The organism is Leptotrichia sp. oral taxon 498 (assembly GCF_002240055.1).
GTDB classification, from domain to species: domain Bacteria; phylum Fusobacteriota; class Fusobacteriia; order Fusobacteriales; family Leptotrichiaceae; genus Leptotrichia; species Leptotrichia rugosa.
The window spans coordinates 1,114,102-1,132,303 of the sequence record NZ_CP016753.1; the positions used below are offsets into that span (position 1 = coordinate 1,114,102).

Annotated in this window: 24 protein-coding genes and 1 riboswitch; of the genes, 16 read left to right on the forward strand and 8 right to left on the reverse strand. The window is 26.8% G+C overall.

Features of this window, described 5'->3' with window-relative positions; genetic code table 11:
* The first annotated feature begins 6 nt into the window (after positions 1–6).
* The 5 genes from BCB68_RS05535 to BCB68_RS05555 all read left to right on the forward strand — a co-directional run bounded on the left by BCB68_RS05535 (position 7) and on the right by BCB68_RS05555 (position 2,199).
* Complete coding sequence (locus BCB68_RS05535; RefSeq protein WP_094079876.1) at positions 7–333, forward strand: universal stress protein; 327 nt, start codon at positions 7–9, stop codon at positions 331–333.
* 8 nt (positions 334–341) lie between these two features.
* Positions 342–716 carry a hypothetical protein gene (locus tag BCB68_RS05540; RefSeq protein ID WP_068154687.1) on the forward strand — a complete coding sequence of 125 codons (375 nt, stop codon included), beginning with the start codon at positions 342–344 and terminating at the stop codon, positions 714–716.
* Positions 694–1,005: a hypothetical protein gene (locus BCB68_RS05545; RefSeq protein WP_232052747.1), complete on the forward strand. Its 312-nt coding sequence runs from the start codon at positions 694–696 to the stop codon at positions 1,003–1,005. Before BCB68_RS05540 ends, BCB68_RS05545 begins: the two co-directional genes overlap by 23 nt.
* Positions 1,006–1,168: 163 nt before the next feature.
* Positions 1,169–1,537 carry a helix-turn-helix domain-containing protein gene (locus BCB68_RS05550; protein WP_157697355.1) on the forward strand — a complete coding sequence of 123 codons (369 nt, stop codon included), beginning with the start codon at positions 1,169–1,171 and terminating at the stop codon, positions 1,535–1,537.
* A 62-nt stretch (positions 1,538–1,599) separates the two neighbouring features.
* Positions 1,600–2,199 (forward strand): BRO family protein, encoded by a 600-nt coding sequence (locus BCB68_RS05555; protein WP_094079879.1) that lies wholly within the window; start codon positions 1,600–1,602, stop codon positions 2,197–2,199.
* Here the strand turns inward: BCB68_RS05555 and BCB68_RS10535 are convergent.
* Positions 2,180–2,329: a hypothetical protein gene (locus BCB68_RS10535; RefSeq protein WP_157697356.1), complete on the reverse strand. Its 150-nt coding sequence runs from the start codon at positions 2,327–2,329 to the stop codon at positions 2,180–2,182. The two genes, BCB68_RS05555 and BCB68_RS10535, sit on opposite strands and share 20 nt — an antisense overlap.
* A 304-nt stretch (positions 2,330–2,633) precedes the next feature.
* Between BCB68_RS10535 and BCB68_RS05560 the strand changes: the two genes are divergently transcribed.
* A complete protein-coding gene (locus tag BCB68_RS05560) occupies positions 2,634–2,960 on the forward strand; it encodes an FxLYD domain-containing protein (protein ID WP_094079880.1) in 327 nt (108 codons plus the stop codon).
* 37 nt (positions 2,961–2,997) lie between these two features.
* On the opposite strand, the gene BCB68_RS05565 is transcribed toward BCB68_RS05560, so the two are convergent.
* The 6 genes from BCB68_RS05565 to BCB68_RS05590 all read right to left on the reverse strand — a co-directional run bounded on the left by BCB68_RS05565 (position 2,998) and on the right by BCB68_RS05590 (position 9,256).
* The gene (locus BCB68_RS05565; RefSeq protein ID WP_094079881.1) at positions 2,998–3,744 is read right to left on the reverse strand and encodes an amino acid ABC transporter ATP-binding protein; all 747 of its coding nucleotides are present in this window, start codon (positions 3,742–3,744) and stop codon (positions 2,998–3,000) included.
* Entirely contained in the window at positions 3,744–5,315 is a 1,572-nt protein-coding gene (locus BCB68_RS05570; RefSeq protein ID WP_094079882.1) for an ABC transporter substrate-binding protein/permease, read from the reverse strand. Before BCB68_RS05570 ends, BCB68_RS05565 begins: the two co-directional genes overlap by 1 nt.
* Positions 5,316–5,323: 8 nt before the next feature.
* Positions 5,324–6,325 carry an aspartate-semialdehyde dehydrogenase gene (locus tag BCB68_RS05575; RefSeq protein WP_094079883.1) on the reverse strand — a complete coding sequence of 334 codons (1,002 nt, stop codon included), beginning with the start codon at positions 6,323–6,325 and terminating at the stop codon, positions 5,324–5,326.
* Between the two features lie 235 nt (positions 6,326–6,560).
* Positions 6,561–7,658 (reverse strand): RNA-guided endonuclease TnpB family protein, encoded by a 1,098-nt coding sequence (locus BCB68_RS05580; RefSeq protein ID WP_094079884.1) that lies wholly within the window; start codon positions 7,656–7,658, stop codon positions 6,561–6,563.
* A gap of 4 nt (positions 7,659–7,662) precedes the next feature.
* Positions 7,663–8,061: an IS200/IS605 family transposase gene (tnpA, locus tag BCB68_RS05585; protein ID WP_094079885.1), complete on the reverse strand. Its 399-nt coding sequence runs from the start codon at positions 8,059–8,061 to the stop codon at positions 7,663–7,665.
* Between the two features lie 289 nt (positions 8,062–8,350).
* Positions 8,351–8,524: riboswitch (Lysine riboswitch) on the reverse strand.
* Positions 8,525–8,731: 207 nt separating this feature from the next.
* The gene (locus BCB68_RS05590) at positions 8,732–9,256 is read right to left on the reverse strand and encodes a PepSY domain-containing protein (protein ID WP_094079886.1); all 525 of its coding nucleotides are present in this window, start codon (positions 9,254–9,256) and stop codon (positions 8,732–8,734) included.
* 591 nt (positions 9,257–9,847) lie between these two features.
* On the opposite strand from BCB68_RS05590, the gene BCB68_RS05595 reads away from it, so the two are divergent.
* The 7 genes from BCB68_RS05595 (at position 9,848) to BCB68_RS05630 (ending at position 15,208) form a co-directional block, all read left to right on the forward strand.
* Positions 9,848–10,945: an RNA-guided endonuclease TnpB family protein gene (locus BCB68_RS05595; RefSeq protein ID WP_094079887.1), complete on the forward strand. Its 1,098-nt coding sequence runs from the start codon at positions 9,848–9,850 to the stop codon at positions 10,943–10,945.
* A gap of 247 nt (positions 10,946–11,192) precedes the next feature.
* Entirely contained in the window at positions 11,193–11,486 is a 294-nt protein-coding gene (locus BCB68_RS05600; protein ID WP_094079888.1) for a hypothetical protein, read from the forward strand.
* A complete protein-coding gene (locus tag BCB68_RS05605) occupies positions 11,483–11,998 on the forward strand; it encodes a hypothetical protein (protein WP_094079889.1) in 516 nt (171 codons plus the stop codon). The genes BCB68_RS05600 and BCB68_RS05605 overlap by 4 nt, the downstream gene beginning before the upstream one ends.
* A gap of 401 nt (positions 11,999–12,399) precedes the next feature.
* On the forward strand, positions 12,400–13,668 hold the full coding sequence (locus BCB68_RS05610; RefSeq protein ID WP_157697357.1) for a hypothetical protein: 1,269 nt from the start codon (positions 12,400–12,402) through the stop codon (positions 13,666–13,668).
* Entirely contained in the window at positions 13,649–13,918 is a 270-nt protein-coding gene (locus BCB68_RS05615; protein ID WP_018497864.1) for a hypothetical protein, read from the forward strand. Before BCB68_RS05610 ends, BCB68_RS05615 begins: the two co-directional genes overlap by 20 nt.
* Positions 13,919–14,492: 574 nt before the next feature.
* Complete coding sequence (locus BCB68_RS05625) at positions 14,493–14,792, forward strand: hypothetical protein (protein WP_157697358.1); 300 nt, start codon at positions 14,493–14,495, stop codon at positions 14,790–14,792.
* Between the two features lie 8 nt (positions 14,793–14,800).
* Positions 14,801–15,208 carry a hypothetical protein gene (locus tag BCB68_RS05630; protein WP_094079893.1) on the forward strand — a complete coding sequence of 136 codons (408 nt, stop codon included), beginning with the start codon at positions 14,801–14,803 and terminating at the stop codon, positions 15,206–15,208.
* A 114-nt stretch (positions 15,209–15,322) separates the two neighbouring features.
* Here the strand turns inward: BCB68_RS05630 and BCB68_RS05635 are convergent, their stop codons facing one another.
* Positions 15,323–16,048 (reverse strand): phosphatase PAP2 family protein, encoded by a 726-nt coding sequence (locus BCB68_RS05635; protein WP_094079894.1) that lies wholly within the window; start codon positions 16,046–16,048, stop codon positions 15,323–15,325.
* A 174-nt stretch (positions 16,049–16,222) separates the two neighbouring features.
* On the opposite strand from BCB68_RS05635, the gene BCB68_RS10870 reads away from it, so the two are divergent.
* From BCB68_RS10870 to BCB68_RS05645, 3 genes are read left to right on the forward strand one after another with little or no spacing between them, the layout of a single operon-like run.
* The gene (locus BCB68_RS10870) at positions 16,223–16,630 is read left to right on the forward strand and encodes a response regulator transcription factor (protein WP_237048567.1); all 408 of its coding nucleotides are present in this window, start codon (positions 16,223–16,225) and stop codon (positions 16,628–16,630) included.
* Between the two features lie 36 nt (positions 16,631–16,666).
* The gene (locus BCB68_RS10875) at positions 16,667–16,870 is read left to right on the forward strand and encodes a helix-turn-helix domain-containing protein (RefSeq protein WP_237048568.1); all 204 of its coding nucleotides are present in this window, start codon (positions 16,667–16,669) and stop codon (positions 16,868–16,870) included.
* On the forward strand, positions 16,867–18,180 hold the full coding sequence (locus BCB68_RS05645) for a sensor histidine kinase (protein ID WP_094079895.1): 1,314 nt from the start codon (positions 16,867–16,869) through the stop codon (positions 18,178–18,180). Before BCB68_RS10875 ends, BCB68_RS05645 begins: the two co-directional genes overlap by 4 nt.
* Positions 18,181–18,202 lie beyond the last annotated feature (22 nt).

Sequence of the window (18,202 nt, forward strand, 5' to 3'; positions counted from 1 at the left end):
GATAAAATGGATAAATTAGCAGCAAAAATATATTTAACAGGTAAAATTTTAGAATTGGGAAAGACTTTAATCTATAAAACAGAAATAGCTGCAAAAGGAAAAGCTGGAGCAGAAAAGTTTAAGCAGGTATATGAAGGCTTCTGGGATAAGCTGGAAGATCTGTTAAAAAAAGAAAAATCAATTGACAGAAAATGGATTCCTGACTTTGCAGAAGAAATTGGTGAAGAAGTTCTAACAGAAGTTTTAAAAGAAGCCAGAAAGACGTTTGACTTAAAAGTTATACTGCAACAAATTTTCGATGAGGAAAAAGCAGGGAACAAAAACATATTGTAGGAGCATAAATGATAGAGGACTTAAAAATAATAATTGACAATCACGGACTTTTCTTGATCTTATTTTTTAGCGGAGTATTATTTGGTGTAGTGGCTCAAAAAATGGTTGACAACAAGCCTGTCAAGCCATATTTGAAAAGAATAGCGGTTGCTGGGATGACTATGTCAATAACATTGTCTTTAAACAAGATAATAGGACATTTTTCGGCAGAATACCTGTATCCGTGGAGTCCAGTTTTTGGATTTTTTGGAGAGGCATTGCTGGAAACGATAAACCAAAAAAGATATGGCATTAGTACAGGCTTTTTAGAATTGCTGCTGGAAAAGCTGGGGTTTGTCAAAAAGGATAAAGGTGATGATAATGGAAAAGCATCGCAAAAGTAGAAAATTAGCGTTTATTATGCTAGCCGTTATATTTTTAAATTCGGTTTTGACATTGAAGTTAAGAAATTATCAAAGACATCAGAACTTGAATTTATTAAGAAGCAGGTTAAAAAGTGAAAGTAATAAAGAGATTTTTGATAATATCGAAGAAAAATCAAAAAAAGAGGATATGTTGCTTTTGATAGGAACAAATATAGTGGCATTGATAATTATTGCTGGATTTGATAGACAAAGAGTAATTGATGAGAATAAAGATAAAGAAAGAGCTGTCAAAGTGTTTGGGAGATAGCCAGAAATGGCTATCTTTTTTTGTGGAATGAAAAAGTCACAATATTTTAAAAATAGAGTGAAAAGTATATTTTACAAATTTGTAAAATTTTTTTTCAAAATTGTTGACAAAAATAAAAATACTTGATATGATGTATTCAAAAGAAAGAAAGCAGGGAGTAGATATGAAAACTAAAGGAGTTACAAATTTAGGAAAAAAACTTAGAAAAATCAGAATTGACAATGATGAAATTTCTTCTGATATGGCTCGTAAACTTGAAATTTCTGTTTCGTATTTATCAGCAATTGAAAACGGAAAAAGAAATATTCCAAAGGATCTTGCAGAAAAACTTTTCAAAATTTATCAGCTAAGTGATAATGATAAAGAAAAAATTTTACAGGCTATAAGTATTTATTCAGGTGAAATGAGAATAAGATTAGATTCATTAAACGAAAAACAGCAGAAATTAAGTTTATTGTATGCTAGAGAAATTAGTAAGCTGAGCGACAGGCAAATAGAAAAGATAACGGGGTATTTGAATGGAAAGGAATAGCATAACAGAATCAGAAAGAATACACATTGTTAATAATAAAATATAGAGGAGAAATTATAATTATGGGTGATTTAAGAGAATACAACGTTAGTATGTTTGAAGACATTAAACACATGGATGAAAATGGAATTGAATTTTGGTATGCAAGAGAACTGATGACAATATTGGAATATACAAATTGGAGAAATTTTGAAAAATTAATTAATAAATCTATAACTTCATTAGAAAATAGTAATATTAAGGTTTCCGACCATTTTGATGTTGACATCAAAATCGTAGAAGCGGGAATTTCAAAAAAAACTATAGAAGATTATAAACTGACAAGATATGCTTGCTATATACTTGTACAAAATGGTAATCCAAGAAAAAAAGCCATTGCATTAGGACAACAATACTTTGCCATTCAAACAAGAAAACAAGAAATTGCTGAAACTGATTTCAAAGAACTTTCAGAAGATGATAGAAGATTAAAACTAAGAGAAGATGTAAAGGACTTTAATAAAAAATTGGCATTTGAAGCTCAAAATGTTGGTGTTCAGAATTTTACAAAATTCCAGAATTCTGGTTATCAAGGATTGTACAACGGAGAAACAGCTGGAGATATAAAAAAAAGAAAAGCAAATAAAGAGCCTAATATGGCTCTTATTTTTCTATATTCTTAATAGCTGTTCCAATTTTTATTTTCAGAATTTTCAAATCCTGAAGTTTCATTTCTTCCAGCTCTATAGTTTTAATTTCTTTTAAATTCCGAATATCTTTTTCATCTAAGTTTTTGATTTTTAAATTTTTCATTTTAACTCCATTGTATTTTCAAGTTATCTGTGATAAAATGGTATATGGAAGTCAATTAAATATCGTTCTAAAAACGTGTGGTTAAGATTAGTGCGTACTTTCGCACCATAAAGTAGTTTTGTTTATATCAATCCTTACGGTATTGATATTTTTTTTTAGAATATTTTAGAAAAAATGAGGAGAAAATTATAAATAAAAAAATAAAGAAAAAGTAAATAACATTACAAATAATGTCCAATCTAATGATATTTCTGTTCCGTCTAAATCTAACTCAGAAAAAAAGAATATGAAATAAAAGATATAGATGTTAAAAGAGAATTTAACAGCCTATATAAAAGGAACTTTGGTTAATACTGGAGGAGAAAAAGGACATTTTTTAAAAATTTCGATTCCTTGTTATGATGATGCTGGAAATGAATTGGGAAATGCACAGACAGAAGATACAGTTGACAATGTTGAAGTAAATGGAAAGTGGGAATTTAAAGCTGCATTCATGGGAACAAAGCTAGAAAAATGTGATGTCGAACAAGCGAAAGTATCAGGATTAAAAAAAAGAAAGCTTTATAATTTAAGAATCTTTTTGCAATTTTTATTTTTGTATGTTTTTAAAAATTTTTTTCAAATAAAATAGAGTGGCTATGACCACTCTGAAATTATATTTAAATTTATTACTTTTTCAACATTCTAAATAAAAATTCTTTCGTCCTATTGTGTTTTGGTTTCTCAAAAATAATTTCTGGCTTATCATCTTCTAGAATTATCCCTTGATCCATGAAAACTACTCTACTTGAAACATCATGAGCAAAATCCATTTCGTGTGTAACAACGATCATTGTAAGTCCACTTTTGGCTAAATCTTTCATTACTTTTAAAACTTCTCCAACCATTTCAGGATCTAGTGCAGATGTTGGTTCATCAAATAGTAGTACTTCTGGTTCCATTGACAAGGCTCTTGCAATTGCAACCCTTTGCTTTTGACCACCTGAGATTTGATTTGGTTTTGCATTAATAAATCTTGACATTCCAACTTTTCCTAAAAATTTTTTTGCCACTTTTTCAGCTTCTTGCCTAGTTCTTTTCAAAACTTTCATTTGTCCAATAACGCAGTTATCTAGGACACTCAAATTATTGAATAAATTGAATTGCTGAAAGACCATTCCAACTTTTTCTCTCAACTCAACCAAAGGAACATCGCCATTCAATACATCTTTTCCGTGGATTAAGATTTGCCCACTAGTAGGCGTTTCTAGTAAATTTATACATCTTAAAAGCGTAGATTTTCCACTTCCAGAAGAACCTATTATACTCACGACTTCTCCTTCGTGTACATTAAAGTTTATATCTTTTAAAACCGTTCTATTCCCAAAATCTTTTCTTATATTCTTAATTTCTATTACTTTTTGTTTATCTGACATTATTTCTCTCCTTCTTCAACTTCTTCTAAAAATTCAAATGTTTGAGGCCCATCTATTTTTTTCTCAAGTTGTTTTAGAAGTAGTGATAATGTAAATGTTAAGAAGAAGTAAATCACACTTGTTATGATAAATACTTCATAGTATCTCGAATATGTTCCTGCAACAGATTTTGAAATAAAGAATAATTCTGTAACGCTGATTACGTTTAGTACAGAAGTATCTTTAATATTTACAATAAATTCATTTCCAATCATCGGTAAAATATTTCTAAACATTTGTGGGAAAATTATGCTCTTCATTGTTTGGAAATTTGTCATTCCAATCGCTTTTGCGGCTTCAAATTGCCCTTTATCAATTGAATCAATTCCACCTCTTATAATCTCACTCATATAAGCTCCAGTATTTATCGAAACAATAAACAACGCAGCCACAATTGGAGATAAATTTAATCCAAACACTTGCGACAATCCATAATAAATTACCATTGACTGCACCATCATCGGAGTTCCTCTAAACACTGCAATATATATTGCAAATAATTTATTTAAGATATAAAATCCTGCTTTTTTGGCTTTAGAAGTTCTGTTATCTGCTTCAGCTTCCACTTGTCTTGACAAGGCAACCACCATTCCAATTAAAAATCCAACCACAGTTCCTGTTAATGAAATAAATAGTGTCATAATTGTCCCTTTAACAAATTGATGCCAGTTTTTTTGAATAAAGAATGCAACCCATTCAAAAAATGATCTTGAAGTATTCCCAGGTTGTGTTTTTATCGCCTTTTCCATTATTTTTTGTCTTGCTTTTGGAGTCAAATCTTCATCAAGTATTTTATTTACTTTCTCTTCTAATTCTGTATTTCCCAGTTTCATTCCAATCGCAACATTTACTTCTGAAGTTTCATACTTAAATCCTGTATTTTTATCAAATGATATAAATGTTAAATTTGGATTTGAATATTGAGCTGCCATCGCTCCTGGTCTTTCTGATACATATCCATCAATTTTATTGGAATTTAGAGCAACTATCATCGCTGGGAAACTTTCCATCGCAGTCTGCTTACTAACACCTTTCATTTGATCAATTACATCATAGTGCAATGTGTTTAACTGTCCTGTAATTCTTGCTCCCGAAAAATCATTGATTGATTTTGCTTTAGCATATTTTCCATTTTTCTTAACAACTACTACTAAATCTGATTCATAATACGGTTTGGTAAATAATAGACTTTGTTTTCTTTCAGGCGTTGCCGACATACCAGCTATTACTAAATCAACTTTCCCAGATGTCAGCGCGGGTCCTAACAAAGCATCCCATTCTGTTTTTACTATTACTAACTTTTTCCCTAATTTTTTAGCTATAACTTTAGCTATTTCAACATCGTAACCGCCACAGTATCCACCATTAGTTGGTACTGCACCATTTTTATTCGTGTCTTGGAACCAGTTGAATGGAGCGTACCCACACTCCATTCCCACTTTAATTTCATTACTTGCACTATACCCTGTTACGAATGTCAACATAAAAATTAAGAATACTATTAATCTACTTTTTATCTTGTTCATTCTCATTTTTATTCTTACAATGCTCCTTCTTTAATTAATGTTTCGGCAATTTGAATTGTATTTGTTGCCGCACCTTTTCTTATGTTGTCTGCAACTACCCATAAATTTAATCCATTATCAACAGTATCATCTCTTCTTATTCTACCAACATAAACTTCATCAGTATCTTGTGCTGTTATTGGCATTGGATAAACTTTGTTTTTACCATCATTTTGAACGATTACACCTTCTTTTTCTTCAAATGCTTTAACTACATCTTCTAATTCAAAAGGTTTTTCCAATTCAACATTTACAGAAACTCCATGTCCAAATTTAACTGGAATTCTAACACAAGTTGCTGTAACTTTTAAATCTGGTAAACTTAAAATTTTTCTTGTTTCATTTATCATTTTTTCTTCTTCTTTTGTATATCCATTTTCTAAAAATACATCAATGTGTGGCAATGCATTGAAAGCTATTTGATGAGGGAAATTTGTTGATGGTTTTCCTTGTAAATTATTTTCTAAATCATCTAATCCTTTTTTTCCAGCTCCTGCAACTGCTTGATAAGTTGAGTAAATTACTCTTTTTAATCTATATTTATCTTGCAATACTTTTAAAATTGGCATTACTTGAATTGTTGAACAATTTGGGTTTGCAATAATTCCTCTGTGATTTTTCAATGCTTCTGGATTTGCTTCAGGTACAACTAAAGGAATGTCTTTATCCATTCTCCAAGCACTACTATTATCCACTACTACAGCACCTTTATCTCTAAATTTAGGTGCGAACTCTTTAGAAATTCCTCCTCCTGCTGAGAATAAAGCTACATCAATATCTTCTTTAATATTTTCGTCTTTCAATTCGATTACTGTGTATTCTTTTCCTCCCCAATTTACAACTTTTCCAGCCGATCTAGCCGATGCATAAAGATATAAATTTTCCACTGGGAAATTTCTTTCTTTTAATACTTTTAAAAATGTTTGCCCTACTAATCCTGTTGCTCCAACTACTGCTACGTTATATTTTTTACTCATTATACTTTCTCCTCCTAGTAATTTTTATTATTTATTAAAAATTTTGTTTTTACTGGTTAAATTATATCACAAAAATTTTATTTTTTCACTTTTTTTTAGAAAAAAGCAATTCATTTCCTAAGTGAACTACTCCCGCTTTTAGAAGCGGGAGCTTCTTGGGAAGTATCTGCTTTTGCTAGCCAAATATATTTACCAAGCTCTTCGGGTAGTTCCTACCCTGTCTTCTTTTATTTTCTTAATATTTCAACATCGCTTTTCCAATGTTTCTTATATTCAATGCCGCATTGTAATCTCTGTCAATTTCAATTCCACAGCACTCACATTTATAACTTCTTTCTGATAATTTCAGCTCCTCTTTAATATTTCCACATTTACTGCAAGTTTTCGACGATGGAAACCACTTATCTATCTTCAAAAATTGTTTCCCTAAAAACATCAACTTGTACTCAAGCATTTTCAAAAACATTCCCCATCCATTGTCTCCTACACTTTTACCAAAATTTAATGCCTGACTTATCCCTTTCATATTCAAATCCTCAACAACCACAGCATTATACTCTTTAGATAATTTTTTCGATAATTTATGTAGAAAATCTCTTCGACAATTTTTGATATACTCATGCAATTTTGATATTTTTGATTTTTGCTTATACCAATTTTTAGAAAATTTCACTTTTCTTGACAATGATTTTTGTAATTCTTTCAATTTTTTCTCCAATATCCTAAAATATCTTGGATAATCAGCCCTTTGGTTTTCAGAACTGACAAATAATTCAGACATTGAAAAATCAAGTCCAATCACTTTATCATTACTTGGATTTTTTTTGATTTCTTTTTCAAATTTCGTCAAAATAGAAACATAGTAATTTCCATTACTGTTTGTCAATGTTACCGACTTTATTCTGTAATCCTTTGGCATTTCTCTATGATATTTCAATTTGACTTTTTTCAATTTTGGCAAAACCAAATATTTGTTTTCTTCAATTCGTATCGAATTATTCACACAATTTGTCGTGTAACTTTTAACATTATTCTTTTTAGATTTGAACCTTGGAAACTTCGCTCTTTTCTGAAAAAAATTTGTAAACGATCGTTTTACATTCAATTGAGCATTTGAAAGTGCCAGACTGTCCACTTCTTTTAAAAATTGATTTTCACTTTTCAAACTGGCAGGTGTAATTATTTTATTTTTTCCAGTTTCTTCATAAAATTTATTTGCAGCATATAAAATCGTATTGTAAACAAAACGAACACATCCAAAAGTCTTATTTATCAATAATTCTTGTTCCTTATTTGGGTAAATTCTATATTTGAATGCTAAATTATATTTCATAAAATTACACCTCCTTTTGATTTTGAATATATTTTTTAATTATCTCTAACGGTGCACCTCCAACACTTACAACTAAGTAACTTCTACTCCAAAAATATTCTTCCCACAATCTTCCCCTTATTTCAGGAAATTCTTTTTTTATCAACCTGCTGGAAGCACTTTTGTAAGTATTTACAAACTTAGAAAGTTCAGTATTAGGCATAGCATTAATCAACATATGAATGTGATCAACATCATGTTCCCATTCTTTAAGAACAATGTTATACTTCGGACATATTTTTTCAAAAATCTCTTTCAATCTATTAGAAATTTCATCATTAATTACTTCTCTTCGATACTTTATACAAAAAATCATATGATAATTTATATCAAATACTGAATGATAATTGCTATTATATGACATTATTATTACCTACTTTTATATTATTTCACTGAATAAATTATATCATAAATATATCCTTTTTTCAATTTTTTTTACAAAAAAAAGCAATTCATCTCCCGCTTGTAGAAAGCCTACGACTTCTTGCTATCTTTTGTTAAATGAAAAAACTTCTTGCCAATATTTGTTAGAGTTCAAAAATTTCATATTTTTACAAAATTTCCTTTTCTAAAAGTTTTTTTATATAAATAAAAAATGCTGATAACGAACATCAGCATATAAAATATATAATCTAAAATAAAATCACATTTATATATCTGACAGCTCACCATTACATGTTATAATGGCAGTTCTATAGATATTCTCCATAGACCCAGCAGCAAAGTTCATCACTCTTCCTGCTTCGGCGATTTCCCCTTTCAAATTATTTCATTGAATTGACTTTCTCAATAAATCTACTCTTAAAAACCGCGCCTCTATCTTGTAACATTATACTAAATTTTTTTTAACTTGTAAACAGTTCAAAGAAAGTTTTTTCTTAATATAGAAATATCAAATATAAAAAAGTCTACATTTTACTTTCTTTCTTTTTAAAAAAGTAATGAAAATTATCAAAATACATATTTAATCAAAATTTATTTTGTTAAATATTAATATTATTTAAATAATTTTTTCTAATTTATTAATAATTAATTTAGTCAATTTCAAAATCTAATATTTCCCCTGTATTTGCATCAATTTTATATTCTTTTTTAGTATTTCCTTCTATAAGATCTACTTCATAGACCAGCTTTCCTTTTTTTCTTTCAAGTTCGATACTTTTGAAAGTTGCATTTGGAGCTTGTTTTTTTGCTATGCTTTTTGCCTGCTCAACTGAAATTTTTGTATTTGTTATCGCAGGATTTAGTTCATCATCATCTGTATCTGTTTTTGCTCTAAAAATCTTCCCTGTATTTGCATCAATTTTATATTCTTTTTTAGTGTTAGTGTTTCCTTCCCACAATTCAATGTCATATACAGATCCTCTTTTTGTATTTTCTAATTTCACTTTTTTTAATTGTCCATTCGGTGTATTTTTTTTAGCGATTTTGACAGCTTCTTCCCGACTGATTTTTGTTGCAATATTTCGATTATTTGAAGTTGCACCGTATGCAAGTAATCCTCCTAGTAATAAAAAACTTAAAATTCCTGTTTTAAAAAAATTTTTTTGATTTTTCATAGCACCATCTCCTTATAATTTTTTTTATTTTAAATATCAAAATTATATCTTTTTATTTTTTTAAATAAAGATATAATATTCTTGATATAACTATAATATCATAAAAAAGATATTTTTTGAATGAATTTAAACTGAATAAATTTTATAAAAAAGAAACTTGAAAAACTGAAATTTGTCTTTTAAAAGATTTTAGCTATTATTCTCTAAATTTTAAATTATTTAACATATTTTATGCTTAAAAATTATAAATTAATCGGTACATACATAAGAAAATTTGCAGTAGCAAGATTTTTAATTTTTTCTTTAAACAGATATTTACTTTGTATATGATTAATGTTAAAATAATAAAAAAGAAAGGAATAGAAGTTGGAATAAACAAAAATTCATTATGGATGACTATATGCCAGATGAAATGTATAGATTATTTAACAAAAGATAGCAAGAAGTCGTAGGCTTTCTACAAGTGGGAGATGAATTGCTTTTTTTGTAAAAAAATTGAAAAAAGGATACACCTATGATACAATTTTTGTGTAAAATATTGAAGAGAAGTCATTAAAAATAATATTCAAAATCAAAAGGAGGTGTAATTTTATGAAATATAATTTAGCATTCAAATACAGGATTTATCCAAATAAGGAGCAGGAATTATTGATAAATAAGACTTTTGGATGTGTTCGTTTTGTCTACAATACGATCTTGTATACTGCTAATAAAATTTATGAAGAAACCAGAAAAAATAAAATAATTACACCTGCCAGTTTGAAAAGTGAAAATCAATTTTTAAAAGAAGTGGACAGTTTGGCACTTTCAAATGCTCAATTGAATGTAAAACGATCGTTTACAAATTTTTTTCAGAAGAGGGCAAAATTTCCAAGGTTCAAATCTAAAAAGAATAATATTAAAAGTTACACGACAAATTGTGTGAATAATTCAATACGAATTGAGGAAAACAAATATTTAGTTTTACCAAAATTGAAAAAAGTAAAATTAAAATATCATAGAGAAATACCGAAGGATTACAAGATAAAGTCAGTAACATTGACAAACAGTAATGGAAATTACTATGTTTCTGTTTTGACAGAATTTGAAAAAGAAATTCAAAAAAATCCAAGTAATGATAAAGTAATAGGACTTGATTTTTCAATGTCTGAATTATTTGTCAGTTCTGAAAACCAAAGGGCTGATTATCCAAGATATTTTAGGATGCTGGAGAAAAAATTGAAAAAATTACAGAAATCATTATCAAGAAAAGTGAAATTTTCTAAAAATTGGTATAAGCAAAAAGCGAAAATATCAAGATTACATGAATATATTAAGAATTGCCGAAGAGATTTTTTGCATAAATTATCGAAAAAATTGTCTGAAGAATATAATGCTGTGGTTGTTGAGGATTTGAATATGAAAGGGATGAGTCAGGCATTAAATTTTGGTAAAAGTGTAGGAGATAATGGATGGGGAATATTTTTGAGGATGCTTGAGTATAAGTTGATGTTTTTAGGGAAACAATTTTTGAAGATAGATAAGTGGTTTCCATCATCGAAAACTTGTAGTAGATGTGGAAATGTTAAAGAGGAACTGAAATTATCAGAAAGAAGTTATAAATGTGAGTGCTGTGGAATTGAAATTGATAGAGATTACAATGCGGCACTGAATATAAAAAATATTGGAAAATTGATGTTGAAATATTAGGAAAATAAAAAAAGACAGGGTAGGAACTACCCGAAGAGCTTGGTAAATATATTTGGCTAACAAAAGCAGATACTTCCCAAGAAGCTCCCGCTTCTAAAAGCGGGAGTAGTTCACTCGTTTTATATATGATTTTTATAATTTTACAAAATTTTTTGATTTTATTTTTTGGAATTGGAATTGAAGTTAAAGAAATTAAATAGAATTACTTATTTTAAGTTAGTAAAAGAGAAGGAAATAAAAAAAGGTAATGACAGAAACTTTTATAAATGGAACTTATGGAATAAGTGGATTTCTTAATGTAGGAATGAGTGTAGGACTAAAAAATCCTCTTTTGCCTGAAAAAATCAGTATAGATTTAGAAAAAATAATTAAAAAAGAAATAGAAAATGCAATAAAAAGTCAATTAAAATTAAGTAAAATTACTGATTCAAAAAAAGTAAATTTAAAGATGCAAAAAGCAATAAAAGTTCCTGATAACATAGCTAAATTTTTAAATTTATTACCAAATCCATCTAATTTGTGGAGGGCTATCACAAAATGAATAATAATTTATTTACAAAAATTTTTATATTTATTTGGCTTTTTAGTTTTTTATTTATTTTGATTACATTAATAAGTTTAGGTGCTTTTAAAGAAGATATTGATGTTAAAAATATTAAAGATAAAATTTTAGAATATATTGATGAAAAAGATACGGAAATATATTTAGAAAATCAAAAAATAGAAGGTAAGGAAAAAGAGATAATAAATGAAATTTTTACAGGAGAAAATTACGATGTTTCTCCGTTTCAAGAACAAGTATCTAGCGATCTTAAGGATATGAAAGGAATTGAAATAAAATTAAAGAGAAAAAATACAGAAATAAATTTTGAAATATTTAAAAATTTTGATTGTGTTGATAGTAAAGATTCAAAAGGAAATATTTGTGATATGGATGACATACTAAAAATTAGTTATAATGGTCAAATTAAAAAAATAAACCTTTATGTTGCAGATGAAGCAAATGAAATTTTAAAAAAATATTGTACCCAAAATTTTGGACAATCAAATTAGTTTTCTTTAATATAAATTTCAAATATAATACTGCATTTTTTAAATAAATTAGATGATGTATTTTCTAAACCAGTTTTCAAAATTTTAAAATAATCATTGTTGTAAGACAGCGGTTATTTTTTGCCTATATTTTTATAAATTCCAAATAATTAATGTAAAAGATTTTGATTATATCAAATTCGCCTATATAACCTCTACAAGTCAAAATTTTCATTTGAGGCATAGTTTTTTTTTTACCGAAAATTGACTTTTTGAGCTGTTTGGATGTTATATGAGCTTTTAAAATGATATTTTTTAAAATTTATAATAAAAGTTAAAATTTTTAATTTTTTTCTTTAAGCAGATATTTACATTTGTATATGATTAATGTTAAAATAATAAAAAAAGAAAGGAATATTAGTATGGCAAACAGCAATTTCTTTGGACAGTTAAGAGAAACTAGACTTTCTGAGACTGTAGAAAATATTGCTGGTGAAAGGTTGAAAGTCGCAAGTACTCAAAATGAGATTAAATCAGCTTTTGAAGAGGCATATTCTGATTTAGGTTATAAGGCTGAAATTAAATTTAGTACACCAGAAGAAACTCCTGAATTAAAAGACAAAGCAGGAACTGCTTATGTTTCATCTACTGGAGTACATACGATGATAATAAATATAAATGCCAAAGAAAATAGTACAAAATCGGGGCTTATTGGAACAATTTCGGAAGAAGGGAGTCATATTATAAATGGAGCCAAAGGAAGACAAATAGAAACAGGAACTGAAGAAAAAGGACTAGAAAGTACAAGAAGAGCAACTAATTCATATTTTCAGGATAAGTATAAGGATGACAAGACTACTATTTCTATGAAATCTGATGGCGCTATTGATACTAGTAAATTGGGAGTTAATGTTGGAGATCGTCCAGAATATGAAGATATTTTCACTATAAAAAATTCTTTATATAAAGGATTAAGCGATAATCAAATAGTTGAAAAGGTTGGTAAAGATTATAATTGGGAAGGAGTTAATTATCGAAATTTAGTAGAAGAAATAATGCAAAAAGATCATGATAATTCACTATTAAGTTATATTAAAGATCATGTTGGAGAAAAAATAACAATAGCAGTTATTTCAACTTTAGCAAGGAAATATTTAATTGGAAAAGGATTTTCTGATGCAGCTGCAACAAAAGCAGGAGGTTGGATTGCATTTGGATTATTTACAGTTAATGAAGTAAGTAAATTGAAAGAATTTAGAAATTTTGGTTCAAATGGTAGAGCAGCTTTAATTTTAGCATTAGGAAAAGAAAGAGAGAGATTTAATAGTGCTGTAAAGGCAGCAAGTTGGGAAAGTAATTATATAAAAAATAATTTTTATAATGGAGCAAAGAAAATTGAGAATGAAAATAATTTTGATATATTTTACCAAACTGAATATTTATTATGGCAACAAACATATGAAAAATGGCCAAAAGAACATCAAGAATTTTTTAAAAATGCTATAAATGCTTCAGGAAAAGGTAAGGAATTAAATACTATCATAAAATCTCAAAAAAGATATTACAGATTTATAAATAGTGGATATTATAAAAATTCAAATGGTAAAAATATCTATTATCCCGCTGGAAGTCCTAATTGGTATAATAGAAGAAATGGAGAAACTAATTGGAATGTTTGGAATAGTTTTTAAATTCATAAAAAATAATGAATATGTATATTATTCATTGTATTCAGTGTTAAGTTTAGCAATAATATTTATATTTTATAAATATATAAAATTATTTGAAAAATTTAATGATTTAAAAAAAATATTTTTATGGTATTTAGTATTCTTTGGAATTTATGGACCTTATAAAAAATTAAAAGTTAAAAATTATTTAATTAGATTTTTAATATCGACATCTATTTTAGTTATAATTTCAATAGGTGATAAGCTATGAAAATATTAATTGTAATTATTTTTTACTTAAGGATATTTATTTTGATTAAATTGTTGTTTTTATCTAATTCAAATATTCCAAAAGAAAATGAAATATATACATATTTAAAATTTGTAAATTTTGAATATACGTTATTAATTTTTAGTAATGACAAAAAAAATATATTGAATTTGTTTATAAATATTTGCTTTCTCTTTTGGCTTTTAAAAATTATGTAAATATATTCTAAATTATATACATATAAAAAATGTATCAAGGAATAACTTATGAAAATTATAAAATAATTGAAGAAAAAGGAAGTATTTGTAAATTAGTTGATAAAGATTTTCCACTTTCTTCTAGAACAATAATACATCTTATAAAAAAAATATCTGATAATATGCAGTAGCACGAATATTAAATAACGATAGATATATGGTTATTGATAACGTTACAGAACATTTGATGAAAAAATTATAATAGATGATTAATGATATAATTCCTACTCATTTAATAATAAAAAATTCAGACACATTAATCGAAAAGCAAATTTTAATACCAAACAAGTTTAAAATTTGTGAGAGTGTCCAAAATTTTGTGTAAACTCATGAAAAATGGAATCTTAGATTTTTCAAGTAATGGAATAGGAATTGGATTAAGTGCAGAAGCATTTGCTGGAATGGGAACAGAAGGAATGGGGGCATCATCAAATTATTCAACAGGAGTAAGTGCTTGGAAAGATTTTAGTGGGAAAATGGCAAACATGATATCAAACAAAATAGAAAAATTAAAAAAAGATTACAATTTAACAGGACTTACTAACGAAGCAATGAAATATTTAAAAGGACATAAAAAAGATATTGAGAAACTTTTTAAAAAGAAAGGAAAAAGGTAAATACTATTATGCAATTAAAAATAAAAAATAATATTTTTTTAATGCATTATGATTATGTTACGATATGGATTAATCAAGAAAAATATAATTTAAAATATAATTTTGAAATTACTAAAAATATTTTAAACACGGATGAGAAAATAGAAATTGTATATGCTATTTTTTCAAGAAAAAGTAAAAAAATATACATAAGTTGTAAAAACAAAGAAGTATTGAGTTTATCTTTAAAATTAAATTTATTTAGTTTAATTTTAGATATAATTAATTTTATTATGCATATTTTGATATTTATGATAGCTTTTACTATTTTTTCATCTGGCTTTAATTGCTTATTTTTTATAGTGATCTATATATTTTTTAGTTTTTTTATAAATTTCTTCTTAGCAGTAAAAAGAATAAGTTTAGTAGAAAATTGAAAAATAAAGTGAGATGTTAAGATGTAAGTAAAATGCAACAAGAGAATGTCCAAAATTTTATATAAACTCAAAATATAATATATGGTGCAGGATGATATTTTTATCATCCTGTTTTTAAATTTCTATTTTTTTATTTTTATAATTTAAAGTATTTGCCATTATATCTTTTTTTAAGATTCCAATATTTGTTTTTCTGTCATAAGAAAATAATCTTGTTTTTCTAATTCTTTCTTTATTCTCAAACATCTTTTTATGCACAAATTTTGCGATAAAATATGAAAGAATAACACTTGCAACAACATCAGTAGTCCAATGACGCACCAAATAAATACGGCTCATTCCTACTAAAATTCCCAAGATGAATAACGGTATTTTTATTGCTTTGCTTTTTATGATAAAAGATAAAATCCAAATTGTTCCCCAAATAGTAATTGTATGTCCTGATGGAAAAGATACATAACTTCCTTTCCAAAATGAACTATTTTTAATCAAAGTCATTATTCCATAAAATTTATCAGGATTTATAGTTATCGACGGTCTTGCTCTTGCGAATAACACTTTCATTATATTCAATATAATTTGAGTAGAAAGCAAAGTAAAAATTACTGCTAAAATATATTTTTTTAAAAAATTATATTTCTGTTTATTGATTAAAAAGAATGATAGCAATACAACTGTAAGCATTAATTCCAAATATCCTTCTCCAAGTTTAGTAATTAAACGAAAAAATTTTTCAATACTTTCTGAATGTTTAAAAATGCTGAAATTTGAATTATAAGATAAATGTTTAAAAAAGAATTTATCTACAGAAAAAATATAATTTGTTAGTTTCAATTGCATCACATCTCCTTCTTTATTTTTATTTTAGATAATTAGTAATTTCTAAATTTATATATTCTTATTTTTATAAAACCAAGATATAATATTTTCGATAAGTAATGGTATCATAAAAAACAAATTTTAAACTGAATTTAAACTGAATAAATTTTAGAAAGGAAAAAATAGAAGAAAAAAATGGGAAAGATATTAGTTGTTGAAGATGATAAAAAAATATCGAGAATTTTGAAATTACAGCTGGAGCGAAAAAATCACGAGATTACGATAATTGAAAATGGGATTGATGCTTTGAATGAAATTGATAAAAAGAGGGATTTTTATGATCTGATGCTTTTGGATTTGGGACTTCCTTCGATGGAAGGAAATGAAGTTTGTAAAAATGTTAGAAAAATATCAGAAGTTCCTATAATTGTTGTTTCTGCGAAAAATAATACGGAAGAAAAAGTTGAATTATTAAAATCAGGAGCGAGCGATTATGTTACAAAACCTTTTGATTTTTTGGAGCTTGATGCAAGAATTGACATAAATATTAGAAAAGAAAAAATTTCTGAAATCGTTTATAAAACTTTAAAGTTAAATACATAAAATTATTCTGTTTATTTGGAAGAAACTCCTGTTTTATTGACAAAAACAGAATTTGAGCTGGTTAAACTTTTGACTGAGAATAAAGAGGAAATTGTTTCACGGGATAGAATTGTTGAAAAAATATGGGGTTGGGATGCAAGCGACAATCTTCTTGACAGCACAATAAAAAAAATTAGGCAAAAATTGGGAAAAGAAAAAATTAAGACTGTGAGAGGAATTGGGTATATTTTAAAAATATGAAAAAAATAAGATTAAAAAAAATAAAAGACAAAATAATTTTTGCAAATACGGTAAGTCTAGTTTTTATCTTGTTTATAATTATCTTGGGAATGACCATATTTTTAATTCATAAAGCTGTTGAAGCTGAAACTAAAGAAATGGATAAACTTGTCTTATCTGCCATTGAAAAATTAAATAATGTTCCGATTGATAAGTTGAAACAGACTTACAAAAACTACGATTATGCCGATAAACAATACATTTCTCTTGCAGTTGAAAAAAATGGGAATTTCATTTATTTGACAGACGACGAAAATCATTCGGATTTTAAGAAAATTGAAGAGAATAAACTTGAAACAAAATGGGACAGATTTGTCTACAAAAGAATTTACACCGTGAATAATACAAAATATTATGCAATAAGAAATTTTAAATTTATGGAAGCACATGAAATCTTGTATGTTATGCTTGTAATGTTTGTTTTAATCACAATTTCGATTATTATAATTTCAAAAATTGTAGCAGAATATGTATTAAATCCGTTGTCAAATATAATTTTTCAAAGTAAGGAAATAAATAATCATAATATTGATGCACAATTGACCAAAACAAGAGATGACGAAATTGGAGAATTGATTGATGTGTTGAATGAAACTTTTAAGAAAAAAGAGGAGATTATAAAGAGTCAAAAGACTTTTTCTTCTGACGTGTCGCACGAATTAAAAACGCCACTTGCCATAATGAAAGCTTATTTAGATATATTAGAATGGGGAAAAAATGACAAAGATTTATTAAATGAAGCCATTGAAAATTTGAATCTTGAGGTAAAAAATATTGAAAGAATAATAAATACATTATTTTTAAGTTCTAATCTCGAAAAAATTACTATTAAAAAAGAAATTATTGATGTAAAACAACTTTTTGAAAAAATAAAAAAAAATTATGAACTTTTGAATATCAAAAGGAAAATTTTAGTAAAATCCGATGGCAATGTGAATATTTTTGTTGATAAAAACTTAATTTCAGAAGTTTTACGTGGATTGATTGACAATAGTATAAAATATTCTGTCGGAAATATTGAATTAATTGCTAAAGAAAATAAAATGGCTGAAGTTATCGTAAGAAATTATGGAGAAGGAATTCCTGAAGAAGAAAAGAAAAAACTGTTTAATCGTAATTTTCAAGGGAAAAACGCTAAAAAAGGAGCAGGATTTGGACTTTCAATTATAAAAGATATAATTTTGTTAAATGACGGCGAAATTTATTTAGAAAATAGAGAAAATGGACTTGATGTAAGAATGATATTTAAAAAAATTGAATTTGAAAAATAAAAGAGAGTATGCAAAATTTTGA